Source organism: Treponema denticola (assembly GCF_024181405.1).
GTDB classification, from domain to species: Bacteria; Spirochaetota; Spirochaetia; order Treponematales; family Treponemataceae; genus Treponema_B; species Treponema_B denticola_D.
Genome location: NZ_CP051302.1, coordinates 146,216 through 169,855, shown reverse-complemented (window position 1 = coordinate 169,855; position 23,640 = coordinate 146,216). Strand labels below are relative to the sequence as shown.

Genomic DNA, 23,640 nt, shown 5'->3' with positions numbered 1-23,640 from the left:
TTAATAAACCGCAGCGAACGCCAAGACCGCAAAGAGTGTATTAAGGAATTGTTATAAAGACATCCCCTAAAAATTCTTTGCTCCCTTAGCGTACTCCAGGGAAAAGATTATTAAGAAAAACCGCAGGTTTGTCTTAATGATAATCCATACCTCTAAATCAGGGGAGATTTTTAAGAGGGGGAGCTAAAAAATGTACATCCTGTACATTTTTTAGCTTTCGAGTTTTAGACTTACGTCTAAAACATCATAAGATTAAATCAGCGAACATCCTGTTCGCGCCCCCTCTTAAATGGCGTTTTGAAAAGATGAGGGGTTATAGGGGAGAAGAAAAACTTTTGCTCCATCAAAAGTTTGTCTTTTCCCCTAACTTTCTTATTTCTTCCAAACAGGTCTCTAAGGCATCCTTACCGGGGAGATTATAAATATCGGGAGCAGTTCCCACTTCGTCTGTGCAATAGCCATCGTCGGTTAGACCATATATAAAATCAAACTTTATCAATAAACCGCTGTTGGGAAGAACGATGTACATAGGCCATAAACCGTTATTTCCGGCTCCTTTTGTATTAGTACCAATAACTGTAGCAAAACCCGTTTTTTTACACACATAAGTAAAACGATCTGCTGCTGAATATACATCACCACTTACTAAAAGCCAAAACTTTTTATCTTCACAAGGCTTATAATCTAAAATATAAGAAGGTTCAATCACATCTTCCAATTTATAAGCCTTATCATTTTTTACAGTGCCGCAATTTTCTATATTCGGAACTTCATGTTTTTCTATCTTTTTTATATCTCTATAATCTTTAAAAAACATTTCCAAATAAGGGTTCGTATATTTATTTTCGTTATAAAGACCATAAGAAACTATTGTCAGATTTTCCTTTATATTGGGAGATATTATTGCTTCATAGTTATCGGTGTACCCGCCTCCGTTATTTTGTATATCTATAATAATATGCTTGTAATCGGCAGTTTCAATAAAAAAATCTTTTAAATCTCTAAGGTATTGAAGTTCTATCTCCCGACTTACTATCAAAAATGAATCCAATTTTACATAAGCTATTTTACCAGGTTCTATTATCCGTTTTAAAAACCCCGTATAAATATCACAGGAATAACAAGGAAACTCATCATTAAAAAAATCGCAATAGAATATATTTTTCTCAATTTCAGTACTTGATCTTCCACCTATCAGTTTAGAATAAAAGCCGTCTATAAGTAAAATCCTAGTAATAAACGGACCTCCTATCATTGATGTCTTAAATACATATTTGTAATCATATTTATCCACAGCATATAAATGGCCGATTGATTTTCCTATCGTTATTTGTCTGCACAGTCTATCATAAAAGGCAAGATAAGCATTTTCAGAGGCCAGACCCGATAAGGACTCATAATTTTTTATTTTCATTTTCTTTAAATCGGCACCATTACGCTCACATACTTCACTAAAGGGATAGCCTTTATAAATAAAATCCCAAAAATATTCATAATCGGATAGCATTTTTTTATAAGAAATAAATCTGACTTCATCGCCATTTGTATAATCCGAACATGCAAAAAAAATTATAAAAATAAATATTAAAATAAATAAAAATTGTTTTTTCATATCGATAACTCCTCCTTTCAATTAAAATATAGAATTGTAAGGAGGAGGCCTAAAATTAGAGTTACTATCTCATCACAAGCCAATTTACATCACCACATCCGCCTCCATTAGAAGGAGGTGGTGGAGGTGTCGGTCTTTGAGCTCCAGGATTATCACCATCTATTACCATATCTGAAGCACCTCCTCCCCCCTCAACCATCAGCATCTCTCTTTCAGACACTATCTGAAATCCATTGTTCAATAAATCTTTCATAAAACGACTCCTTCGTTTAGGTTTTTACACCTAAACTCAAATATTTTTAGTCTTTTAAAAAGACCCTAATTTAATCTTAACATACTTTTGTAATATGTCAAGTGTTTTTTTTTACATAAATTTGCAATTTTTTTAAAATATTTCAAAAATCAGATCTTTAAGTTTTTTCAATTTTAAAAGTTTTTGTCGAGAAGGGGTTACAGTGTATTCCAACAAACTAAGGTTTGTTATAACTCCATCTTTATAAAGCTTTTTATATTCTTCATTTAATTCAAGATAAAGATTTAAATTTTCAGAAAGAATATTCGTAATTATAATTTAAAACAAACTCTTCTTTCAATCTATTTAAAGAATTCAGATTTAAGCCATATTCTTGCTTTGCCTCAATCATTTTTTGTTTTATCTGTAATAAGGCGTCTAGTTTTAATCTTTCTTTTTTAAATTCTATTTCGGCTGTAGAGTACTGTTCAGCTGCATAAAGATATTTGTTTTTTAAATATGCCGATTCGGCATTTAAAACTTCAATATTTAAAGCCGATTTTAAAAATGTTTTAATAAAATCTGCGTAGAGTGTAAATCTTTTTTCTTTAACCGATTTTTTTAAAAAACTTATTTTTTTTGCTTCATTTACAAAGCTGAAACTATATTTAGTTATGGGTTGACTAAATTGAATTGTAAAAGATGGAATTTGTTTAAATTCCTTACTTTGTAATAGATATTCATAATTAAAATTAAATGAAAATAAAATATTTCCGGCTGAGGGTAAAGCTTGATTTAGCACTAAAGAATACTTACCGTTAAAAACATCAATATATTTTGTCTTAATTAAAGAATTCGCACCACTAAGCTCTACAGGAATATTTTTCCACGCAAATAACTTTGGAAAATCAAAAGAAAGAGAGGGAATCCATTTTGTTTTTTCTTTATATTCTAAAAGCTCTATTTTTTTAAATTCTATATCATTTAAGGAAGCAGACAAAGAATATGAAAGCCGCTCGTTAAAAAAAGCATCCCAATCACGGCTCTCAGTAAAAATTAAACACGGGAAAATCAAAAACAACAATATTAAACCAATACGTTTCATTTAACAAAATCCAGTTTTTCTAAAATAAATTTTATAATTGTTTTACGTTTTATTATAATATGGGCTTCGGTACTCATTCCGGGCTTTAACTTAACTTCCTTTTGCTCATTATTTTTTAAAGAAGAAGAAAGGATATCGGCATCGACTAAAAAAAATGAGGAAGTATTTTGATTATTAAAGCTATCATTGGAAATATTTGTAATTATCCCCTTTAATACACCGTATTCGGAAGGCGGAAGTGCCGTAAATTTTAAATTTACTTCCATACCGATTTTTAATTCGGCTATATCCTTATCGGATATTATCAACTCGGCTTTTAATTCTTCTATCATATCCGGAATGATACGGAGTATTTCCGTACCTGAAAATATATAGTCTCCTTCATTTATTCTAATTAATTCTTCTACTGTGCCGTTAAGAGGGGATATTATTTTACTTTCGTATATTTCTTTATTAAGACGGGTTAAAGTTTTTTTAGCAGACTCAAGTTTTTGTGTAAGAAGATTTTTTTCACTTTCTATGTTTATTATTTCTTGAGCACTAAAAGTTTTATAATCCAATTCTGCAATTTTAAATTTATCAAAAAGTGAACTTAACGATTTTTTTGTTTTCATTGAAGAAGGTAATTCTTTTTCATGAGCATATTCTTCTTTTGCTTCTTCATAAAAGATTCTTAACTTTTCTTTTTTTGCAAAATATATTTCGGCTCTGGCCTTAGCTATGGCTTGTTCCAAAGGAACATTATTTTTATCCGAATGAACAGCCTTTTCGTATGAAAGAAGATTATTAATCTCTTTATTTAACCGGTGTATTTCGTTTTCGGTATTAGTCTTATCTTCTTCAATATCGGCTGTTTCTAAAATCAAAAGAATATCCCCTTTCTTTATTCTAGAACCGGATTTAAATTTCTTTGATTTTACGGTACCTGAATAAGCAGCCTTACCTATTGAAGTATTTGTTTTTAATCGTAAGATTCCAGATGCTTTTACCGTCTGATCCATTTCTGCAAAACATATCCATAAAAGAGTAATTATAAAGATGGATAAAATTATATAGATAAAGAAGGTATAAACCACCGGGAGTCTGTACTCAAAAAAAAGAATTCTGTTTTTAATCGTTTCCAAATCCCTTACTTTCATAGGACATCTCCATTCCATAACTTATAGTACAATCCTTTTTTTTCTAAAAGAGATGAGTGATTTCCTTCTTCGGCAATTACGCCGTTTTGCATTACAAAAATTTTATCGCAATTTTTTACGGTTGTAAGTCTATGCGCAATCATAATAGTGGTTATTTTTTTTGTTTTTATGTTTTCGATTATACCGTGAATTTGTTTTTCGGATATTGTATCAAGATTACTTGTAGCTTCATCAAAAATTAAAAGGTCAGGATCCGATATAAGGGCACGGGCAAGAGCTATGCGTTGTCTTTCTCCGCCTGAAAGACTTGCACCTCTTTCTGCAAGGACCGTATTATATCTTTCGGGCAGGTTTTTGACAAAAGAGTGCACTCCCGTTTCCATAGAGACCCTTATAATATCTTCAATAGAAGCATTGTCATCATGAATAGAAATATTTTCTGCAATAGTTCCGGAAAATAAAAAGATGTCTTGAGGCACATAACCTATTTTTGCACGCAGAGTCTTTGTATCTATATCTTCAATATTATGTCCATCAATTTTTATTGAGCCTGATTCAGGCGAATAAAATTTTAAAAGCAGTTTAATAAGGCTTGTTTTTCCTGAGCCTGATGCTCCGACAAAGCCTATACTTTCTCCTGCATTTATATTTATAGATATTTTATTTAAAACAGGCTTACGTGTTCCATATCTAAAAATCAGGTCTTTGATTTCGATATTGCCTAAAATTTTTTCAGGTTTTATCCAATACCCTTCATCTGCTATTTCTTTTTTTAAATCGAAAATTTCCCCCAAACGGCTTCCTGCAACAAAGGCTTCCTGTAAACTAGGCTGCAACGTTAAAAGCCTCTGTAAAGGACCTGTAAAAAAGCCCAAAAGAGCATTGAATGAGATAAGCTGTCCTACGGTAAATTGATCTTTTAAAATTAAATAAGTCCCTACAAAAAAAATAATGTTTGAACTCCAACCCGTTAAAATGGAATTTAAAAAAGACTGAATATTGCTTAAAACTCCAAGCCTATAGTTTATTTTTACGGCCTTTACCTCTCTTTTTTCATATTCATCATAAACTGAATCTTCTGCATTAAGAGCTTTTAATGAGGCCGCCCCTGAAACGGCTTCAACCAAGTATGACTGTACTTCGGATAATTGTCCCATAAGCTCACGGTAGGCCTTTGCAAATTTTTTTGAAAAAAGCCATATTATAATGGAAGATAAAGGCACGGTAATAAGACCTATCCAAAAAAGAAAGGGAGATTTAAAATAAAGTACCACGCCTGCAATAATTACCATACAAGAATCAATGACAACCGAAACGGCCGTTCCGGAAAGGGCAGAACGGACCTTTTGAGCATCATTTATGCGGGAAAGAATTTCGCCCGTTTTTCTTGTATCAAAAAATTTTATGGGCAGAGAAAACACATGCTTAAAATATGAAAAGATAAGATGGTAATCCATCTTTAACGAAAAAAACAAAATAATATGAGAACGTACCGCAGAAAGTCCTGACGAAAAAAGAGTTAAAATAATTATTCCTATAGAAAGACTTGTAAGAGACGTAAAAGCTTTTGAATAAACTACATCATCTATTATATATCTAAAATAAAGGGAACTTATAATACCGAAAAAAGTCAATAAAAAAGATGCTATTATAACTTGAATTATTTCGTGGATATAGGGTTTTAAAAGCGGAGCAAAGCGTTCAAAAAAACCTTTGGTATTATCCTGTATTTTAAACTCGGCTGAGGGACTAAGAAAAACAGTATACCCCGTCCATGCTTTTGCAAACTCGTCAATATCAATTTTTTTTCTTTTCCCCGGAAGGATCGTATATTGTAAGCTTTTTGTTTTTTATTTTTTTTACAACAACAAAATGAAAAAATTCTCTTTTTTCTTCACATTTTTTTATATGTACAATAAAGGGAAGGGGCAGGTCTTGAGTTAGGGCTTCCTTATCCCCTTTTAAAACTTGAACCGAAAAGCCCATAGCCTCACCCGCTTTTACAAGTCCCGCAAGATTTGTACCGTGTGTATCGGTTCCGGCAATTTCACGGATCGACGTTACAGAGTATTTTGCTTTATAATGGGATGCAACCATAGCAAGACAAGCCGCCCCGCAATCCGTCCCATCAAATTGCCTGATAAGTTTCATACCTATTTTTTTTCTTTTAACGCCTTTTCATAGTTAGGTTTAAAAATAAACAATGCAGACCCTATATCTATACCTATATCCAAAAAAAACATAGGCTCTTTTTTTGTAATTTCCGTGTATGTGTATTTAAAACCTGACCTTATACTTAAAAGTTTTGCTTTAAGTGAATATTTGTTTGCAGGAAAAATTGCAGACTCTGATGTAATAGCAAATTCCACCCCTGCATTAAATTGAAAACGGGAAATCAGTATAGGATCTATTATATGAAAGCTTGTAAAAAGATTTAAATTATATTTATCGGAAATACGATATAAGGTATTAAAAGCCAATTCGGTATTTATAAACGACATTACATAAACACTTTGTTTTGCATCTTTTACACCTTTTTGATTTGCAACAGTTGTTATATCAACATAAAATGGGCTTAAGGAAAAATTAAGACCCGTATCCCTATCATAAAAATAAAATTTGAACGCTGAAGCATTAAAATCAAAGGAAGCTTTGGGGGTATTTCTCTTAAAAAGGCCTCCAAGTTTAACATCTCCCAACGACCAATAGGGGATTATATCAACTGCGTATATTTGTAATGAAAATAAGATAAGACCTATCACAAATAATTTTTTCATATACAAACAAGCCTCACAACATCTTCTTGGGTTTTACCTTAACGTTTTTTTCTTTACCATTGGAATCGATGAAAGTAACCTTCAATAAGTTTTTCCCAAGCAGCAAAGTTCTGATAGAATCTATCGTATATGATAATACGGGTTTTGAATTTAGATGAGTTATCAATGTCCCTGCTCTAAGGCCTGCAATCCATGCAGGAGAATTTTCAAGTATTTCAAGTATTTCTAAATTTACACCATTAATATTTGCATTAATAATACCATTTACTTCCATATCTCCATTTATAAATAAACTAAAATATTCACTAGGCAAGTTTTGCTTATAATATAGCATAAAGTTATGTTCATTTCGTAAATCAATCAGCATATCAAATCGTGCCAAAAATTGAGTTCCAATAATACCTTCATTTTTTACTTCATCATGAGTATGCGTTTTAAATATCTTATCATTTAAAGCTATCCCCATAATCTCAACACTATTTTTACGCACTAGCTTAAAATCTCTATTGTAAGGGGCTGAATAAGCTTTTGAGATATATACCTTAACAGAATTTTCTCCATTATCCAACACAATATTTTGAGATAAACCGAATGAAAAAGAAGCTCCTGTATCGATCAAGGCTTTGTATCTATTTCCATTAATTTTTACAGGAATATACAGTCTTAAATCTTCATAAGTTTCAGATAGAATCGGTAACTTATTTTCATAATAATTAGGTATTTTATCATAAATACGTATAACTGAGTCGGTCATTGAAATTTCAAATATTTTTCCATGAAATATATCCATCCCCAAAATACCTGCTATACCCACAGAAAAATTGTTTATTATAAGCGGATTATTAGTAACGGTAAAATTATACCGGCCCGACAATGAGTTACCAGCAAGTGTTATATTTGACGATGAATACATATCCATAATCAAATCCATATTACCAATCCAAATATTTCTATTATTTTGGGAAACTGTAAACCCACTATAGTTAACCTCATTGTCAAAGATCATCGAGATATCTGAACCGGTATCAAAAGTAAAATAACCTTTTTTCTTCCCAAGCTCCGCATAAATAAAAATAGCCTGTCTTTCAGTATCATAATAAAAAGGAATTTCAATTACTTCCGAAGCAAGAGTTAAAAGATTTGCAAAAATAAAAAAAATAAGTAATAAATATTTCTTATACATTTCATCATCTCATTTCAAACTACTTAATCCAAATATCCCCCATGATAAAATAAACATCTATTTACTTATCCATGGGGGAATGTGTACAAGTATTTAGAACTTTATTTTAACTCCAAATGTTACGCTATCAAGATTACCACGACCAAAACCAAAATCTTGAGTATAGATACTGCCTTTTTTTGAACCTCGTTCATTGAAATCAAAAGATAAATCGAAATCGACATAATATTCTACAGATTTTCTTTTGTATGAAAAACCAAAAGGAGGTCTATAACCAAACCCTTCTTTTACGTTATCAGACAAATCTATGCCCCAGTTACGCCCACCATCAACCATTACCATCTCTGTTTCAGACACAGGCTGAAACCCTTTTCTTAATAAATTGTTCATGTAAATTCCTTTGTTTAGGTTCCTACACCTAAACTCAAATATTTTTAGTCTTTTAGAAAGATCTTAATTTAATCTTAACATACTTTTGTAATCTGTCAACAATTTTTACATAAATTTGTAATTTTTTTATTTTAATTTTTTCCCTGTATTACTAATTTTTATTAGCACTTTGACTTAAGCCATACAAGGGGAGTGAAAGTGTTATGCCTGCACTACAAAAAAAAGAAGGTTTAGCCGGATAGTCTAATCTGAAACCTGCCTTAGCTGAAAAAGCTTTAAAAATAAGTGGAAATTTCCAATCGCAAAATGGAGACATCTCTGCCATTATTGAAAATTCAAGACCGGACATAAATCTATATTTATAAGTATTAGATTCTGTAAGCCAATTTATTCTGACAAACGGCGCTAAGCGAAATATTTTATATAGATTATTAAATATGTTATATGAAAATTCAGCATTTATAAAAAACAGATTGGTTTTCTTTAATTGTTGATTTGATTCTATTTCTAAAGGCGAGAAAGAAAATGCTACCCCAGTGTCAGCATCTGATAGGTTTATATCAAATAAAGTTCCAGAGCCATATAGGATTTGTGAATCTTTTGAAAGACTTCCTGCAATGTTGATGTGTCCAAAATCCCACGAGGGAGCAAAATCGAAAGCAAAAAGCAAATCAGCACAGCAAAAAATATAAATCAATACACTCATAGATAATATTTTTTTTGTGATATTTTTTTTAGATTGAACAACTTTCATTTTCTTTCCTTAATTTAATAGTTCAATAACTAAAACCTACAGAAAATCTAATAGAGTGAACAGAAAAAGAAGCTCCCCCGCCTGAAACTTTAACAAATGAGCCGTTTCCAAATTCTAAATCCCAACCATTTCCTTTTCCACTAGAAAAAATTATACCTGAAGATAAAGTTGTATTCCCTGTTTTATAATTGATATCTGCAGACGCTCCGCTTGCAGAAAAACTAAAACCGTCTTTTTCTTCGAACTTAAACCCTTCCAGCCCCAATTTTTTATTAAGACTTCCTTCTCCACCCTCAACCATTACCATCTCCGTTTCAGACACAGGCTGAAACCCTTTTCTTAATAAATTGTTCATGTAAACTCCTTTGTTTAGGTTCCTACACCTAAACTCAAATAAATTTGGGGTCAAGGTAGCATACTTTATTTTTTTTGTCAAGCACTTTTTTTATAAATGTTTTTTTATATTTTTATTTATTTATTTTTAATAACCGCGGCGAACGCAACGGGAAAAGATTATTAAGAAAAACCGTAGGTTTGTCTTAATGATAATCCATACCTCTAACTTAGGGGAGATTTTTAAGAGGGGAGCTAAAAAATGTTTCCCTCTTAAATGGCGTTTTGAAAAGATGAGGGGTTATAGGGGAGAAGAAAAACTTTTGCTCCATCAAAAGTTTGTCCTCTCCCCTAAATTTTTTATAGTTTCCAAGCAGGTTCCAAGGGCACTTTTGCCCGGCAAATTATAAATATCAGGAGCAGTACCTGTTTCATCAGTACAATATCCATCTTCGGTTAAACCGTACATAAAATCAAACTTTATCAATAAACCGCTGTTGGGAAGAACGATGTACATAGGCCATAAACCGTTATTTCCGGCTCCTTTTGTATTAGTACCAATAACTGTAGCAAAACCGATCTTTTTACATACATCAGTAAAACGGTCTGCTGCAGAATATGAATCACTGCTTACTAAAAGCCAAAACTTTTTATCTTCACAAGGCTTACATCCCTTAATAGGACGAGAAAAAATTACTTTTTTTAATTTATAAGCCTTATCATTTTTTACAGTGCCGCAATTTTCTATATTTGGAACTTCATGTTTTTCTATCTTTTTTATATCTCTATAATCTTTAAAAAACATTTCCAAATAAGGGTTCGTATATTTATTTTCGTTATAAAGACCATAAGAAACTATTGTCAGATTTTCCTTTATATTGGGAGATATTATTGCTTCATAGTTATCGGTGTACCCGCCTTCGTTATTTTGTATATCTATAATAATATGCTTGTAATCGGCAGTTTCAATAAAAAAATCTTTTAAATCTCTGAGGTATTGATATTTTGTCTCTCGATTTACTATTAAAAATGAATCCAATTTTACATAAGCTATTTTACCAGGTTCTATTATCCGTTTTAAAAATCCTGTATAAATATCACAATAGAATGTATTCCTCTCAGCTTCAATACTTGATCTTCCACCTATAAATTTAGAATAAAAACCATCTATAAATTGACAACTTACTAATTTTCTGAAGAAATAAAACCTGATATTATATCATAGATAAACAATAAATCAGGCATTTTCTAATTACTCATTTTTATAAATTAACAAATTTTCTTCTTCCAAGACCTTGCGCATCTTTTCTTTGTTGCGGAAATCGTCTTTGTGTTCTTCACTATAAAAACAAAACGGATATAAGGTATTTAAAATTTCGTTTAAGTTTTTAGAATCGAATTCTTTTTTATCGCACAGGCGCATGATTTTTTCGTAATCAGTTTTTTCAAGATATTCGGTTGATGACCAAAGAGGTTCTTCCAAACGCTCCCCCTCTCTGGGGCCGATTATTTCTATCTTAATATCCTTCTCAGGTTCAAAACCCATGTAACTTATCAACTGCTTTGCCGTCTCATAAATATTGACGGGTTCTCCCATGTCGAGAAGATAGGACTCACCCGATTTGCCGACACCGCCTGTCTGCAATACCAGAGAGCAGGCTTCAGGAATTGTCATAAAGAAACGGATCATTTTTTTATCGGTTACGGTTACGGGCCCTCCGTTTTGTATCTGCTCCACAAAAAGCGGAAAGATAGAACCACGCGAGCCCAAAACATTTCCGAAGCGGACAAACATATAGGCCGAATCTTTTTTTTCTTTTACGGTTTCGGCAGCCTGCAATACCAATTTTTCGCTTAATAGTTTTGAAACACCGTAAACAGAAACAGGCTCAACAGCCTTATCGGTCGAAATTAAAACGAAGCGTTTTACTCCGAATTCGATACAGGCATCTAAAAGATTTTTTGTTCCAAAAACATTGTTTTCGATAACCGCAACAGGATTTTCTTCCATCAAAGGAACATGTTTATAAGCTGCCGTATGAAAAACTGCATCGCATTTTAATTGCTTAATGATGTAGCGCATGTATTCGCGGTCTTTTAACTCTCCTATAACCGGAACAATTGTCGCCTTGTCGCCGACACCGCCTGCCTGCAATATTTTAAGCTCTTTATAAATTTGATAAATGGAATTTTCTCCATGACCGAAAAGATAGAGGCGTTCGGCACCGCCCGATAAAAGCTGTCGGCAGAGTTCGCTTCCGATAGAACCTCCGGCGCCGGTAATTAGAACTCGCTTTCCGCGTAGATAAGCCAAACTCTTTTTTAAAGAAATGGTAACGGGGGTGCGTGTAAGTAAATCCTGAGGATCTATTTCGCGGGCTTGAACAAGATGCGCCGAACCGTCAATGATTTGCGAAATTGCGGGCAGAAGTTTTATTTTTGAAAAACCGGCCGATTTTAAAAGCTCATATATTTCACGCAAACGCTCGGAGCGCATACTGGGAATTGCAATCAGGGCTTCATCCCCTGCATCTATCCTTATCAGATGAACCGTTTCACTTATAGGCCCGAATACCGGGATCCCGTCAATCTTAGTTCCGATTTTTTTGGGGTCATCGTCTAAGAATGCTGCAACCTTACCGAATATTTTTTTTTCAGAAATTTCATGTGCAATCATAGTTCCGGCCAGACCTGCGCCTACTACATATATAGAAGCTTTCTGTTTAATAGGACGGTTCATCTTTTTTCTTCCTTATTTAGTATTTCAAATCCTAAGTCGATAGAAAAAGCTGTTTGACATATATCCAGACAAACGGTAGCTCTTCCCTTCCTCTTATTTACTCTTATAATATAACCTTCAAGACCGCTCAAAGGTCCTTCGATAACTTTTATTCTATCATTTTCATCAAATACAACCTGTGAAATTTTTGCAAGGCCTCCGAAAGAAATAAATTGATTAAGGATTTCAAAATCCCTTCCTTCTAAAAATTTCGGTTCTTGATTATTAGGTAAAAATCTATAAAAACCTTTACATCTTTTAAGATGCTGATACAGCTCTTTAGAAATTTCATCGGCACCTATAAACAAATATCCGGCAAAAACAGGCAACTGCTTTTCCGTTACCTTACCGGCCTTTCTTATCTTTAAAATCCTCTGAGGAAAAACTATAGAATAAGAAAGCCCATCAAATTTATTTTTAAATTCCGCATCTTCAATAAAATTCTTTTCTTTGCCTGTACTTACCTGAACTACATAATAATCCATACGCAAATAATTATATCATAAAACCTTCATTGAATCAACTTACCCAGACGCAGAGCGTCGGGGTATTAAATCCTCCGCACGAATAAAGTACTCGCCTTTAATTTACATTTTACCCTAATATAAAACCATTAAAAGAATTACTTGTTTTTTTAAATCTCCTGTGCTATATTCTTTCTAGAATGTAAAATCATTCTTAAATGAGGAAAATAATGGAAGAAGAAAAAAACTCGGCATTAATTTTTAGAATAGCCTTGGCGGCAGGAGAACTTCTAATAAAAAACGGAGCAGAGATGCATAGAACGGAAGAAACCATTTTAAGAATATGTGCCTCGCGAGGGATTACCGGTCTTGCCGTTTTTATAACTCCGACAGTAATATTAATAGGAAATGACAAGAAGGAAGGCTCAACTTATATTAAAAACATAAGAGTCAGAGGCAGCAATATACACAAAATTTCATTGGTCAACGAATTTTCAAGAAACTTTACTCAAGGTAAAATTTCTGAAAATGAAGCTCTTGAAATTTTAAAAAATATTGATGCAGAAAAAGGTTATCCGTATTGGCTTGTACTAACCACCTCCGGAATAGCCTGCGGACTCTTTTCTGTTTTGCTCGGCGGAACATTAAATGATTTTATAGTTACCTTTCTTGCCACCTTCGTAGCAGTTTTCTCAAATGATAAAATTGCACAGTTTTCAAAAACAGTATTTTTAGGAAATTTTATAGCAGGCTTTTTTGTCGGTATAACAACCATTCTTTTTTATCATATAGGCTTTGTAAAAAATCTTGATATGATAATAGTCGGAGCCGTTCTATCCCTTGTGCCGGGAGTTGCCTTTACTTCAGGTATACGGGATTTTATTTTGGGAGACTTAGTTTCGGGAATTGCCCGAACCTGTGAAGCCGTACTCATAGCCGTTGCAATAGCCTTTGGTATAGGCTCTGTTCTTTTCGGCTATTCACTTTTGGGAGGGATATAATGCCGCTATATGTACATACAATTGCATCATTTATCGCAAGTTTTTGTTTTTGTTTTTTGTTTTCGGTTCCGAGAAAAAATATTTATTTAAGCGGTCTATGCGGAAGTGTCTCTTGGACAATCCTAATATTTTTTCAGAATATAGGCATAAATTATATATTTGCAACCTTGGCAGGAGCTATAGCCGTAGGCCTCTTGGCAGATTTATTTGCAGTGCTTCAAAAAACACCGGTCACATGTTTTATCGTTATAGGCATTATTCCCTTAGTTCCGGGATTTAAGGTTTATAAGACCATGCTTTTTTTTGTTACGGACAGATTGGAACAAGGGGTGAGCGAAGGCGTTCAAGCCGCTTTTATCGCAATAGCCATATCCGTAGGTTTAATTATTTCTGCATCAGCGACCCGCCTTATCAAATCCCTCAAAAGAAAGTTGCCGGGAAAAAAAGAATAGATATGAAAAATAAAAACATTTTAATACACTTGAGTTTTTTACTGATGATAGTTTTATTTCTATCATGTACAAAGGCTCAGGCAGAACAAAAATTAACCATTGGAGGAAAAGGAATGATTAAAGAAATATATTTTGCAGGCGGCTGCTTTTGGGGCGTTGAAGGATATTTTAGACAGATTCCCGGCGTAAAAGAAACTGACACAGGTTATGCAAACGGAAAAAGCGATTCTGCAAACTACAAGGGATTACATCAGAGCGATCACGCTGAAACTGTTAAGATAGTTTATGATTCTTCGGTAGTAAGTTTACAAGAATTATTGGCTCATTATTTTAGAATAATCGATCCTACATCTTTAAACAAACAGGGAAACGATGCAGGCCGTCAATACAGAACAGGTATTTATTATGTAGATGATTCTATGATTAAAGAAATAAATAGTTTTGTAAAGTTTATGCAAAAAAAATATTCGAGGCCCATTGTTGTTGAGGTAGAAAAACTTAAGCATTTTATCCTTGCCGAAGACTATCATCAAGACTATCTTCAAAAAAATCCGGGAGGATATTGCCACATAGACTTAACCCTTGCTTTAAAACCTCTTTATGATGAAAGTAAATTTAAAGTGCCGTCAAAAGAAGAATTAAAAAAATCCTTAAAACCGATACAGTTTTCGGTTACACAAGAAAAAGCAACGGAAAAACCCTTTACAAGCGAATATGATAAATTCGATGCTGAAGGAATTTATGTTGACATCACCACAGGAAAACCTCTTTTTTCTTCAGTAAATAAATATGATGCAGGCTGCGGCTGGCCATCATTTACAAAGGCTATTACAACACAGGCCCTTCAATATTTAGAGGACAAAAGTCACGGCATGAACAGAACTGAAGTCGTATCAAAAACAGGCGGAGCTCACTTAGGCCACGTCTTTGATGACGGCCCTGCCGATGCAGGCGGCTTACGATATTGCATTAACGGAGCATCCTTACGCTTTATCCCCTACGATAAAATGGAAGAAGAAGGTTACGGGGATTATCTTCCCTATGTAAAACCTACGGGGAATTTTTAAAACATCCTGTAAAAGTTAATTTATAAACTCCACAAGCTCGGTACGGGTTTTAGGTTCCGGGTGTTCTGCAGGATAACCGATAGCCGATATTCCGCAGACCACGTGGTTTTTAGGAATATTAAAAGAATCTAAAACCCGTCTTATCTCCGGTGAATTGCATTTTTCTCTCAACTGATTTATCCAAACAGAGCCCAAACCCAAAGAATGAGCCGCAAGATAGATGTTCTCAATTGCAACCGAAGAATCACAATAACCGAAGCGGTCATCTTCTTCAAAGCTGATGAGTATCAACGCATCGCAATCATAGATTCTATAATTCGGAATATCGAGTACGGAAGAAACAGCCTTTGCAAGTTCCTGTATCTTTTCCCGGTTATGCACAACAGTAAATTTCCTCATCTGTCTGTTTTTTCCTGTCGGAGAAGCCTTGGCACATTCTACAATTGTTTTAAGCTTTTCGTCTTCGACCCTCTCAGCCGTAAACTTACGCACACTCACACGCGTGAGCATGTTCTTAATAACCTCATTCATATCCTACCTCCATAAGAATTTATCTCATAAAAATATCTTTTAAATTTCAGCCAACTTAGGTTCCATAAAAATAGACACAGCCCAATAGCATAAGAAAAATCTAAAGGATTTGTTTGTAACCATATCGACATCCATTATAACACTTAAAAGCAAAGCAGAATTTACTCCTAAAAATTTTTCTGCTAAATCCAAAAACCATTTTATAAATTCGGTATCATTTGAAGCCTCGCTTATAAATGTTAAAATTATCTTTTTAAATTCGAGATCCGATTTTTTTCTTTTTGCAAAAGCTTCATCGAGCATGTCTGTAAAAATTGCCCCCGTATCCCGTGCCTCATTTTTAAATCTATCATAAGCAAAATAAAATCCGCCTTCAACCTTCATCATTGACGCCAAACTTAAATAAGCCTCATCTTCTACCAAGGAAGGAAGCCCTTCCCTGCGGAGTAAGTCGATTATAAACGGAATGGAATTTACCGATCTATAAGTTTCCATGGCTTTAATTCCCGAAAGCAATATTTTAGGATTTTTTGTTTCGGATAAGATTTGCGAAATTTTAAATTGAGAAGCCTCATCTTTAAGATGAGCAAGAGCAATCATTGCCTCTCCCGACAAAATATAATCTTTACTTTCAATGGCTTTCCGCAAAGGTTCAACAGCTTGATGCACATTAAAATGAGCAAGAGTTTTTGCAGCAAGAGCGGCCGTAGTAAATTCTCCCCTATTCAATTCTTCTAAAAGAGTTTCCTTATTTTTTGCAGAAAGTTTTTCTAAAGAATTTAAAGCCTCCATTGCAGAACACCTGATAGAAAAACGCGGAGACCTCATATACTGATTTAACTTATCGGCAGATTCTTGAGAAGCCGTTGCCGTAAGCTCGTGCAAAATTTTTTCTTCGGTCTGGAGACTCTCACTTGAATCAAGTTTATATAAAAGATTTAAAGCCTTCATATCACGCGGAGAAAAAATAACTGCAAGAGCATCTTTTACAAGCCGGCCTCCAAGGTTCAAAAGCCTAATCTGAAAAATCATTCCAAAGAGAATACAGGCTATAACGCCCGAGAAAAACATACGGTACATACTTAAATCGGAAAAGCCTGAAGTTTGAAGCATATCCAAAATACGGCCTCCCAGGATTGAACCCAAGGCTCCCGTAATACCCATCACAAAAAAATTGAGCATACTTAAATCCATCAAGGACTTTGACGGCACTATCCCGAAAAAGTAAGCTTGCGATGCATCCATTTGAGCGGAAAAACCCATATTTGTTATCATTGAAAACACAATCAAAAAGATAAAGGCAATCAAGTACATTTCTCTGGCAGGTGCTATAATTGCAGGGATCAAGGCTGCCGCACTAAGAGCAGTAAAAATAACATACATCGGTTTTGCTCCCATCCTGTCTATCAAGAGGCGCATTAAAAGTCCCACCAAAAGAGAACCCATGGTTGAAGCAAGAGAAAAGATTATTACCAAATTATCGGGGATAGAATAAACGGCCTTACCGTAAACAATTATAAAGGGACGGGCTAAACTTATTCCGAATTGAATTATAAAAAACGAAAAAATATAGAGCTTAAAATTTTTATCGCCAAAGGCTTCTTTTGAAGCCGAAAAAAAAGAACCCTTTTGAAGATTTTGATTTCCCCTCTTTAGCTTTCTTATTTCCTTTCGGCTTTTTCCTTCTGCCCTAGCCTCGTTAACAGCTTCCATTCTTCTTTCAAAATCGGGATCCGGAAGTTTAAGCAAAAGGGCAGATGCAGCAAATCCCGTAATAATTCCTATTATTGCAGTTATGTTGTATGTAGAAACTATATCGATTCCAAACCTTGGAGAAAACCATAAAAAGACGGTTAAAAATATTATGGCTGCGAGTGCTGCCGCATTGTTTGTCAATGATATTTTAACTATATAAGAATTCCGATCCTTGCCGGGAGCCAAAAGACTTATGACAGGATTGTTTGCAACTATGCCGGCTCCTCTAAAAAAATTAAAAAGAGCTACCGCAAGTAAAAGCATAAAGATGGCAGCTTCATTTTCGCCCCTAAAATAAAAGAATGGAATAAACAAGATTGGTAAAAGCGAGGCGTTGCGCAAAAACCAAGTATAGGCAAAGGTCTTTACGATAGTAAAACGCCGCGCCATAAGCTTTCCTAAAGGAATTGTAAAATAGCACATGTACATGAAGGCTGTAAGCAAACCTATAACGGTGCTGTTGGCTTTTAAAGCAAGAGCATAAAGAGTAATTGTGTTTCCGGTAACGAGAGCAAACGAAAATGAATTGATTCCATTGTATGCATTAAAAACGCTGCGTCCCTGTTTGATTCTAAAGTTCGATAATTGTTCTTCCATCAATGCTATTTTAATCTATTTTTTTAAAACAAACAAGTATTCAGAAACATGAATATTTCTCTTGTTAAGATTTCGGCTTCCCCGAAAAGTATTATATTTTATTTCGACGGTTTTTAATTCTCCGTATTTCTGTAACATGTTTTTCATCTCTTCAAAAGAAATAAAACCTTCCGAATTATAAGAGATAACGGCATAGCTTGCATCAAGAGAATAGATAATTTCTTCCATCGATTTTAGAGCAAGATAAGGCTTATTAAAAACAGAGCGCTTCCATCCTTGGGTAATTCCGCTGACGGGGCTTATGGGAACATCAAGCTTATTTTTAAGAATCAAATTAAGCATAAAATAATTTGAGCCGTAGGGGTGTTGATTATAGGGGGGATCGATATAAACGATATCAGCATTCTTTATTTCTTTTGAAAGAATAACTGCATCCTTAGTAAAAACTTCAAGCTCGGAATTAAAATTACTAAAGACAGGTTCTTTTAATTCTACCTCTCCTAAAATTCTTGTTAGAGCATTTTTTCCGCTAGCCCCGAAACAGCCTACCCCCGTATTCTTATCCTTATAAAAGCCTTTAAATACACCGCTCGTATTTACGTGAATCGAAGCTTCGGTAATTAATGGAGCTAAAAAAAACTTTTTTAAATTTTCTTCTCTAACAATTTTATCGATAAGATTTCTGTATGTGTCGATTAAAAGAGCATTTTTATGTGTATAAAAAACTCTTTCTCCTTTTTCGATTTTGTTGTCGTCCTTGGGAGCATAGTTTTCGGTAATTATGCCGGGGATTTTTTTATTTAAAGAAGAAGATATAATTTCATCTCTTAATTCATTACAAAGTTTTTTAGGATATTCTTCTTTGTTTGTAAGATAACAGGAGTTTATTATATAAGAATAATTTTCCAAATCATTAACGATTATTTTTGAAGCATATTTTTTTAACATGCGGGCAACTATGCCGGAACCCGAAAAAAGATCCGCACAGATAAGTTTTTCCTTGTTTAAGTACTTCGAAATAAGCTTCACCTCTTCTTCTATTTTATCTATCAAAGATCTTTTATTTCCGAGGTATGTAATTATCTGTGTGGTAAGAAAGTCCTTATTTTCTTCTCGCTGCTCTTTCATCGATTTAATGCTTCCTTAAACTAAAGAAAGCTCATACTACTATAAAGATAAGAAACTTACAATAAGATAAAAAAATTTGATATAAGCAAATTCATCATGTAAAAACTATAGACAAATCTTACAAAACAAGTTACAATCAATTATAAGTTATTAAAATATCAATTTTATTAACCTAAAAATCAAATGAGGAGGTTGCTCTGATGATAGCTTTATATGTTGCTCTGGTCGTAGCGGTTATTATTTTATTTTCGATAGCTGTTGTAGTTCCGGAACAGGAAAGTTATGTTATTGAAAGGCTTGGAAAATATTCGCGGACTCTTACTGCGGGTTTCCATATCTTAACCCCATTTATAGACAGGATTGCTTATAAGCAAAATCTAAAGGAAGAAGCCTTGGACGTAGATCCTCAAGTTTGTATCACGGCCGATAACGTTCAGGTACAGGTTGACGGAATTCTTTATCTAAAAATATTCGATCCGGTTAAGGCAAGCTACGGAATCGATAATTACCGCTATGCAGTCGCACAGCTTGCAAAGACAACTATGCGAAGCGAAATAGGAAAGCTGGAACTTGACAAAACCTTTTGCGGAAGAGAAGGCTTAAACGACAATATAGTAAAGGCCCTCGATGAAGCCTCCGACAACTGGGGCATAAAGGTTACCCGCTACGAAATACGGGATATCACACCAACTCGCACAATCCTCGAAGCCATGGAAAGACAGATGAGGGCCGAACGCGAAAAGCGGGCTAATATTCTTTCGAGTGAAGGAAAACAGCAGTCCCGAATAAATATTTCTTTGGGTAAAAAGAAAGAAGCTATAAACAAGGCTATGGGCGAAAAGCAGCGAAGGATAAATCTTGCCGAAGGCCGCTCAAAGGCTATCGAGATAACGAGTAATGCAACAGCCGAAGGTTTGCGTTTAATTGCAGATGCACTTTCCCAGCCGGGAGGAAGAACGGCTATGGGTATCCGTCTTGCAGAAAACTATATTCAAAGGTTCGAGCATATTATTAAAAAATCAAATGTTTCGGTTTACCCCGAAAACATTGCAGGCCTTGCAGCCTTTAGCGATATTATTAAAAATGCAGGAAAAGAAGTGAAGGTTATAAAGGGAGGTCAAAATGCTTAATTTTATAATCCCGATTGTTATTGCGGCAATCATTGCCATAGTTTTTATTGTGGCTCTTTTTAGAAGCATTCGAATTGTTCCGCATAAGGTTGCCCTGATTGTAGAACGCTTAGGCAAGTATCACACAACCTTGGATGCCGGTTTTCATATTCTATTTCCGTTTTTGGATAGAGTAAAGTATAAGCAAAATCTAAAAGAACAGGCCATAGATGTTCCCGCTCAAGACTGTTTTACCAAGGACAACGTTCAGGTACGCATTGACGGAATCCTCTATCTTCAAGTCTTTGATCCGATTAAGGCAAGCTACGGTATACGCGATTACCGCTATGCAACTATCTTGCTTGCACAGACGACCATGCGTTCCGTAGTAGGACAGCTGGATTTGGACGACACATTTGAAGCAAGGGAACAGATAAACGCTCAGGTTGTAAAAGCCGTAGATGAAGCTTCGGATCCTTGGGGCGTAAAAGTTACCCGCTATGAAATTCAAAACATAAGAGTTTCCGATTCTATTATGGATGCCATGGAAAACCAGATGAAGGCTGAAAGAGAAAAGCGTGCAGAAATAGCTCACTCGGTCGGAGAGATGGAAACGGTTATCAATCTTTCAAGGGCGGCTTATGAAGAGGCCGTAAACATAAGCGAAGGTGAAAAAGAAAGAATGATAAACGAAGCGGAAGGTCAGGCCCGCGAAATTGTTGCCGTTGCCGAAGCCACTGCCGACGGTATCAAAAAAATTGCCGCTTCTACCCAAATTCAAGGCGGTATGGAAGCTGCAAAGCTCACCGTTTCGCAAGAATGGATAAACGCTTTAAGCTCTATAGATGAAAATACAAAGATAATTATGTCCGCAGATTTTACAGACATAAAGAAAATGACCATCGACATGGCCGAAGAAATAATCCAATAGTTTTTATGCACTGCAAAACTTTTGCAGTGCATTTTTTATTCCAGCTTAATTCCCTTGTCTTTTAAATTCTCGACACACTCAAGATAATAGTTATCATCGTGTTCGGCATAGATGGGCTTCCCTACTTTAACAGCCTTCAAATTATCATAGCACGGACAGGTCTTGCCGCGGTAGTTCTTGTCCATCCATTCAGGGCTCACTATGTAACCTCGCCGCTGCATCTCTTCCATAATGAGCCGGTGGTATCGATAGAGCATATAGGGCGAACTGCGAAAAACATAGTCGACTGTCGCATGCCGCCTGCCCCAGCCGTTTCCTCGCAAGGCACAGCACTCCCTATGTTGCCCCAGAAGCTGTTGCCGCGGCAGTTTGCCGATCATGTCTTCATGCCATAGTCTCATATTTCCCCATCCTTCAAAGTAATATCAAGTTTGATATTAATCATCAAAAGAGAATATATCATTAGGAGTTCATAGTCAAGTTCTTTATTAAATTTATCCGATAGTTTATTGACATGAAAAGTAAATTATGTTATATTTATACTATAAATCATACAAATCATACTTTATGTTTGGAGGTGAGAAAATGGGTTATCCAAAAGGAAAATATGCGTGGACGGTTAAGGTTGGAGAGAAAGGGCAGTTTGTTATACCTAAAGAAGCCCGTGATGTTTTCAACATTAATCCCGGTGATACCTTGATTGTTTTGGGAGATATAAATCAAGGCATCGCCATTCCGCCTAAAAATATGTTTGCAAGTATTATCGACAATATTTTCGGAGGTAATGTACCAAAGGAGGACGAAGAATGAGTGCCATTGTAACTGCACAGCTTACAAAAAAATACGGCGGTATAACTGCTGTAGATAATCTTAATTTAACTGTTGAGCAAGGTGAATTATTTGCCTTACTCGGTGTGAACGGAGCCGGAAAAACCACAACAATTAAAATGCTTTCTTGTCTAATAAAACCCACGAGCGGTGATGCCTTGTTGCTTGGCAACAGTATTATTTCAGCATCCCATGCAATAAAGAAAAAAATAAATATTTCTCCTCAGGAAACGGCGGTAGCCGCTAATCTGTCGGTTCTAGAGAACTTGGAACTTATTGCGGGAATCTACGGACAAGACAGTAAAACAGCAAAGAAAAACGCTTACGAGATAGCTCAAAAATTCAAATTGGAAAATGAATTGAACAAAAAAGCAAAACACTTATCGGGAGGTATGCAGAGGCGCCTTTCTATTGCAATGGCACTGATTTCAGATCCGCAGATTTTATTTCTCGATGAACCTACCCTAGGACTTGATGTATTGGCTCGCCGTGAGTTATGGGCATCCATCAAAGAATTAAAAGGAAAAGTGACAATTATACTCACAACTCATTATATGGATGAAGTTGAAACGCTGTCCGACCGTGTCGGAATAATGTCAAAAGGCAAGTTAAAAGCAATAGGTACGGTACAGGAATTAACTACGCAAACAGATACTGTCAAGCTGGAGGACGCTTTTGTTATACTTTCCGGAGGTGTGTTATGAGGATACTTTTATTTGCAAGAAGAAATACAAAAGAAGTTTTGCGAGACCCCATAAATCTCTTTTTCGGTTTGGGATTTCCTATCATATTGTTGATTCTTCTATCCATTATTAATAATGCCATTCCGCCTGAAGCCGAAAATCCTATGTTTGAAATAAGAGATCTTGCTCCCGGCTTAGCGATGTTTGGGAGTGTATTTATGGCATTATTTTCCGGTATGCTGCTATCAAAAGACCGTACTTCATCTTTCTTAATGCGCCTGTTTACTTCTCCTATGACTTCCGTAGATTTTATTTTGGGCTACACTTTGCCTATGCTGGCTATGACAATAGTACAGGCTGCGATAACCTTATTGGCGGCAGGAGCTTTTGGTCTTGAAATAACTATTCACTTCCTGTTTGCGGTGATTGTGACAGCTTTAACCTCTCTACTGTTCGTGGGAACAGGACTGCTCTTCGGCAGTCTTATGAATGATAAAGCAGTCGGAGGAGTTTGCGGAGCCTTGTTAACAAATGTCGCCGGATGGTTATCCGGAGTATTTATTCCGATTGATTTAATAGGCGGAGCTTTTAAAAAAATAACAAATATCCTGCCATTTTATCATAGTGCGGAAGCAATAAAGTCGACCTTAAGCGGTAATTTCGGTCATGCCTTTTCTCATCTGACTGTTGTAATGATCTATACACTAGTCATCTTCGTTCTTGCTATTATTGTCTTTCAACGTAAAATGAACGGTGAGAAAGTATAAAATAAAATAGTTTATTGACATGA

25 protein-coding genes and 1 pseudogene are annotated in these 23,640 nt (G+C 35.0%); 8 read left to right on the top strand and 18 right to left on the bottom strand.

Going from position 1 to position 23,640, the window contains the following annotated elements; all coding sequences use genetic code 11:
- Positions 1-343: 343 nt before the first annotated feature.
- From HGJ18_RS00770 to loaP, 14 genes and pseudogenes are all read right to left on the bottom strand, one after another.
- Entirely contained in the window at positions 344-1,612 is a 1,269-nt protein-coding gene (locus HGJ18_RS00770; protein WP_253697153.1) for a S41 family peptidase, read from the bottom strand.
- A 64-nt stretch (positions 1,613-1,676) separates the two neighbouring features.
- The gene (locus tag HGJ18_RS00765; protein WP_253680778.1) at positions 1,677-1,865 is read right to left on the bottom strand and encodes a hypothetical protein; all 189 of its coding nucleotides are present in this window, start codon (positions 1,863-1,865) and stop codon (positions 1,677-1,679) included.
- Positions 1,866-2,157: 292 nt separating this feature from the next.
- Positions 2,158-2,949, bottom strand: coding sequence for a hypothetical protein (locus HGJ18_RS00760; protein ID WP_253697145.1), 792 nt, complete (start codon positions 2,947-2,949; stop codon positions 2,158-2,160).
- Complete coding sequence (locus tag HGJ18_RS00755) at positions 2,946-4,088, bottom strand: HlyD family secretion protein (RefSeq protein WP_253697143.1); 1,143 nt, start codon at positions 4,086-4,088, stop codon at positions 2,946-2,948. The genes HGJ18_RS00760 and HGJ18_RS00755 overlap by 4 nt, the downstream gene beginning before the upstream one ends.
- Entirely contained in the window at positions 4,085-5,722 is a 1,638-nt protein-coding gene (locus HGJ18_RS00750; protein ID WP_253697141.1) for a peptidase domain-containing ABC transporter, read from the bottom strand. Before HGJ18_RS00750 ends, HGJ18_RS00755 begins: the two co-directional genes overlap by 4 nt.
- Before the next feature lie 163 nt (positions 5,723-5,885).
- Positions 5,886-6,239, bottom strand: a complete 354-nt coding sequence (locus HGJ18_RS00745) for a cysteine peptidase family C39 domain-containing protein (protein WP_253697139.1) — start codon at positions 6,237-6,239, stop codon at positions 5,886-5,888.
- Between the two features lie 2 nt (positions 6,240-6,241).
- Complete coding sequence (locus tag HGJ18_RS00740; RefSeq protein ID WP_253697130.1) at positions 6,242-6,865, bottom strand: hypothetical protein; 624 nt, start codon at positions 6,863-6,865, stop codon at positions 6,242-6,244.
- A gap of 13 nt (positions 6,866-6,878) precedes the next feature.
- On the bottom strand, positions 6,879-8,048 hold the full coding sequence (locus HGJ18_RS00735) for a PDZ domain-containing protein (RefSeq protein ID WP_253697124.1): 1,170 nt from the start codon (positions 8,046-8,048) through the stop codon (positions 6,879-6,881).
- Between the two features lie 93 nt (positions 8,049-8,141).
- Positions 8,142-8,438 (bottom strand): hypothetical protein, encoded by a 297-nt coding sequence (locus HGJ18_RS00730; RefSeq protein WP_253697122.1) that lies wholly within the window; start codon positions 8,436-8,438, stop codon positions 8,142-8,144.
- Between the two features lie 151 nt (positions 8,439-8,589).
- The gene (locus tag HGJ18_RS00725; protein ID WP_253697115.1) at positions 8,590-9,192 is read right to left on the bottom strand and encodes a hypothetical protein; all 603 of its coding nucleotides are present in this window, start codon (positions 9,190-9,192) and stop codon (positions 8,590-8,592) included.
- Between the two features lie 22 nt (positions 9,193-9,214).
- Positions 9,215-9,547 carry a hypothetical protein gene (locus HGJ18_RS00720; protein ID WP_253697114.1) on the bottom strand — a complete coding sequence of 111 codons (333 nt, stop codon included), beginning with the start codon at positions 9,545-9,547 and terminating at the stop codon, positions 9,215-9,217.
- Positions 9,548-9,856: 309 nt separating this feature from the next.
- Positions 9,857-10,600, bottom strand: a pseudogene (locus tag HGJ18_RS00715) (S41 family peptidase); the annotation flags it as partial.
- 177 nt (positions 10,601-10,777) lie between these two features.
- Positions 10,778-12,265: a polysaccharide biosynthesis protein gene (locus tag HGJ18_RS00710; RefSeq protein WP_253697112.1), complete on the bottom strand. Its 1,488-nt coding sequence runs from the start codon at positions 12,263-12,265 to the stop codon at positions 10,778-10,780.
- Entirely contained in the window at positions 12,262-12,789 is a 528-nt protein-coding gene (gene loaP / locus HGJ18_RS00705) for an antiterminator LoaP (protein WP_253697111.1), read from the bottom strand. Before loaP ends, HGJ18_RS00710 begins: the two co-directional genes overlap by 4 nt.
- Positions 12,790-12,998: 209 nt before the next feature.
- On the opposite strand from loaP, the gene HGJ18_RS00700 reads away from it, so the two are divergent.
- The 3 genes from HGJ18_RS00700 to msrB are packed head-to-tail and all read left to right on the top strand — an operon-like array spanning position 12,999 to position 15,288.
- Positions 12,999-13,769 (top strand): threonine/serine exporter family protein, encoded by a 771-nt coding sequence (locus tag HGJ18_RS00700; RefSeq protein ID WP_253697110.1) that lies wholly within the window; start codon positions 12,999-13,001, stop codon positions 13,767-13,769.
- On the top strand, positions 13,769-14,221 hold the full coding sequence (locus HGJ18_RS00695; RefSeq protein ID WP_253697109.1) for a threonine/serine exporter family protein: 453 nt from the start codon (positions 13,769-13,771) through the stop codon (positions 14,219-14,221). The genes HGJ18_RS00700 and HGJ18_RS00695 overlap by 1 nt, the downstream gene beginning before the upstream one ends.
- A 2-nt stretch (positions 14,222-14,223) precedes the next feature.
- A complete protein-coding gene (msrB, locus tag HGJ18_RS00690; RefSeq protein ID WP_253697108.1) occupies positions 14,224-15,288 on the top strand; it encodes a peptide-methionine (R)-S-oxide reductase MsrB in 1,065 nt (354 codons plus the stop codon).
- 15 nt (positions 15,289-15,303) lie between these two features.
- Here the strand turns inward: msrB and HGJ18_RS00685 are convergent, their stop codons facing one another.
- From HGJ18_RS00685 to HGJ18_RS00675, 3 genes are read right to left on the bottom strand one after another with little or no spacing between them, the layout of a single operon-like run.
- Complete coding sequence (locus tag HGJ18_RS00685) at positions 15,304-15,819, bottom strand: nitroreductase family protein (protein ID WP_253697107.1); 516 nt, start codon at positions 15,817-15,819, stop codon at positions 15,304-15,306.
- 39 nt (positions 15,820-15,858) lie between these two features.
- The gene (locus HGJ18_RS00680; RefSeq protein WP_253697106.1) at positions 15,859-18,171 is read right to left on the bottom strand and encodes an MFS transporter; all 2,313 of its coding nucleotides are present in this window, start codon (positions 18,169-18,171) and stop codon (positions 15,859-15,861) included.
- A gap of 15 nt (positions 18,172-18,186) precedes the next feature.
- On the bottom strand, positions 18,187-19,299 hold the full coding sequence (locus HGJ18_RS00675; protein WP_253697105.1) for a DNA adenine methylase: 1,113 nt from the start codon (positions 19,297-19,299) through the stop codon (positions 18,187-18,189).
- A gap of 200 nt (positions 19,300-19,499) precedes the next feature.
- On the opposite strand from HGJ18_RS00675, the gene HGJ18_RS00670 reads away from it, so the two are divergent.
- The gene (locus HGJ18_RS00670) at positions 19,500-20,429 is read left to right on the top strand and encodes an SPFH domain-containing protein (RefSeq protein ID WP_253697104.1); all 930 of its coding nucleotides are present in this window, start codon (positions 19,500-19,502) and stop codon (positions 20,427-20,429) included.
- Entirely contained in the window at positions 20,422-21,339 is a 918-nt protein-coding gene (locus HGJ18_RS00665; protein WP_002677091.1) for an SPFH domain-containing protein, read from the top strand. The genes HGJ18_RS00670 and HGJ18_RS00665 overlap by 8 nt, the downstream gene beginning before the upstream one ends.
- Before the next feature lie 35 nt (positions 21,340-21,374).
- Here the strand turns inward: HGJ18_RS00665 and HGJ18_RS00660 are convergent, their stop codons facing one another.
- Positions 21,375-21,740, bottom strand: coding sequence for a TIGR02328 family protein (locus tag HGJ18_RS00660; RefSeq protein WP_301338927.1), 366 nt, complete (start codon positions 21,738-21,740; stop codon positions 21,375-21,377).
- Between the two features lie 184 nt (positions 21,741-21,924).
- On the opposite strand from HGJ18_RS00660, the gene HGJ18_RS00655 reads away from it, so the two are divergent.
- The 3 genes from HGJ18_RS00655 to HGJ18_RS00645 are packed head-to-tail and all read left to right on the top strand — an operon-like array spanning position 21,925 to position 23,617.
- Positions 21,925-22,149: an AbrB/MazE/SpoVT family DNA-binding domain-containing protein gene (locus tag HGJ18_RS00655; protein WP_002669948.1), complete on the top strand. Its 225-nt coding sequence runs from the start codon at positions 21,925-21,927 to the stop codon at positions 22,147-22,149.
- Positions 22,146-22,871: an ABC transporter ATP-binding protein gene (locus tag HGJ18_RS00650; protein WP_253697103.1), complete on the top strand. Its 726-nt coding sequence runs from the start codon at positions 22,146-22,148 to the stop codon at positions 22,869-22,871. The genes HGJ18_RS00655 and HGJ18_RS00650 overlap by 4 nt, the downstream gene beginning before the upstream one ends.
- Positions 22,868-23,617: an ABC transporter permease gene (locus HGJ18_RS00645; protein WP_253697102.1), complete on the top strand. Its 750-nt coding sequence runs from the start codon at positions 22,868-22,870 to the stop codon at positions 23,615-23,617. The genes HGJ18_RS00650 and HGJ18_RS00645 overlap by 4 nt, the downstream gene beginning before the upstream one ends.
- Positions 23,618-23,640: the final 23 nt, after the last annotated feature.

Excerpts from the sequence above, each read along its gene's own strand:
- HGJ18_RS00770 (WP_253697153.1), bottom strand. The coding sequence starts at position 1,612 with ATGAAAAAACAATTTTTATTTATTTTAATATTTATTTTTATAATTTTT.
- HGJ18_RS00765 (WP_253680778.1), bottom strand. The coding sequence starts at position 1,865 with ATGAAAGATTTATTGAACAATGGATTTCAGATAGTGTCTGAAAGAGAG.
- HGJ18_RS00760 (WP_253697145.1), bottom strand. The coding sequence starts at position 2,949 with ATGAAACGTATTGGTTTAATATTGTTGTTTTTGATTTTCCCGTGTTTA.
- HGJ18_RS00755 (WP_253697143.1), bottom strand. The coding sequence starts at position 4,088 with ATGAAAGTAAGGGATTTGGAAACGATTAAAAACAGAATTCTTTTTTTT.
- HGJ18_RS00745 (WP_253697139.1), bottom strand. The coding sequence starts at position 6,239 with ATGAAACTTATCAGGCAATTTGATGGGACGGATTGCGGGGCGGCTTGT.
- HGJ18_RS00740 (WP_253697130.1), bottom strand. The coding sequence starts at position 6,865 with ATGAAAAAATTATTTGTGATAGGTCTTATCTTATTTTCATTACAAATA.
- HGJ18_RS00735 (WP_253697124.1), bottom strand. The coding sequence starts at position 8,048 with ATGTATAAGAAATATTTATTACTTATTTTTTTTATTTTTGCAAATCTT.
- HGJ18_RS00730 (WP_253697122.1), bottom strand. The coding sequence starts at position 8,438 with ATGAACAATTTATTAAGAAAAGGGTTTCAGCCTGTGTCTGAAACAGAG.
- HGJ18_RS00725 (WP_253697115.1), bottom strand. The coding sequence starts at position 9,192 with ATGAAAGTTGTTCAATCTAAAAAAAATATCACAAAAAAAATATTATCT.
- HGJ18_RS00720 (WP_253697114.1), bottom strand. The coding sequence starts at position 9,547 with ATGAACAATTTATTAAGAAAAGGGTTTCAGCCTGTGTCTGAAACGGAG.
- HGJ18_RS00710 (WP_253697112.1), bottom strand. The coding sequence starts at position 12,265 with ATGAACCGTCCTATTAAACAGAAAGCTTCTATATATGTAGTAGGCGCA.
- loaP (WP_253697111.1), bottom strand. The coding sequence starts at position 12,789 with ATGGATTATTATGTAGTTCAGGTAAGTACAGGCAAAGAAAAGAATTTT.
- HGJ18_RS00700 (WP_253697110.1), top strand. The coding sequence starts at position 12,999 with ATGGAAGAAGAAAAAAACTCGGCATTAATTTTTAGAATAGCCTTGGCG.
- HGJ18_RS00695 (WP_253697109.1), top strand. The coding sequence starts at position 13,769 with ATGCCGCTATATGTACATACAATTGCATCATTTATCGCAAGTTTTTGT.
- msrB (WP_253697108.1), top strand. The coding sequence starts at position 14,224 with ATGAAAAATAAAAACATTTTAATACACTTGAGTTTTTTACTGATGATA.
- HGJ18_RS00685 (WP_253697107.1), bottom strand. The coding sequence starts at position 15,819 with ATGAATGAGGTTATTAAGAACATGCTCACGCGTGTGAGTGTGCGTAAG.
- HGJ18_RS00680 (WP_253697106.1), bottom strand. The coding sequence starts at position 18,171 with ATGGAAGAACAATTATCGAACTTTAGAATCAAACAGGGACGCAGCGTT.
- HGJ18_RS00675 (WP_253697105.1), bottom strand. The coding sequence starts at position 19,299 with ATGAAAGAGCAGCGAGAAGAAAATAAGGACTTTCTTACCACACAGATA.
- HGJ18_RS00670 (WP_253697104.1), top strand. The coding sequence starts at position 19,500 with ATGATAGCTTTATATGTTGCTCTGGTCGTAGCGGTTATTATTTTATTT.
- HGJ18_RS00665 (WP_002677091.1), top strand. The coding sequence starts at position 20,422 with ATGCTTAATTTTATAATCCCGATTGTTATTGCGGCAATCATTGCCATA.
- HGJ18_RS00660 (WP_301338927.1), bottom strand. The coding sequence starts at position 21,740 with ATGAGACTATGGCATGAAGACATGATCGGCAAACTGCCGCGGCAACAG.
- HGJ18_RS00655 (WP_002669948.1), top strand. The coding sequence starts at position 21,925 with ATGGGTTATCCAAAAGGAAAATATGCGTGGACGGTTAAGGTTGGAGAG.
- HGJ18_RS00650 (WP_253697103.1), top strand. The coding sequence starts at position 22,146 with ATGAGTGCCATTGTAACTGCACAGCTTACAAAAAAATACGGCGGTATA.
- HGJ18_RS00645 (WP_253697102.1), top strand. The coding sequence starts at position 22,868 with ATGAGGATACTTTTATTTGCAAGAAGAAATACAAAAGAAGTTTTGCGA.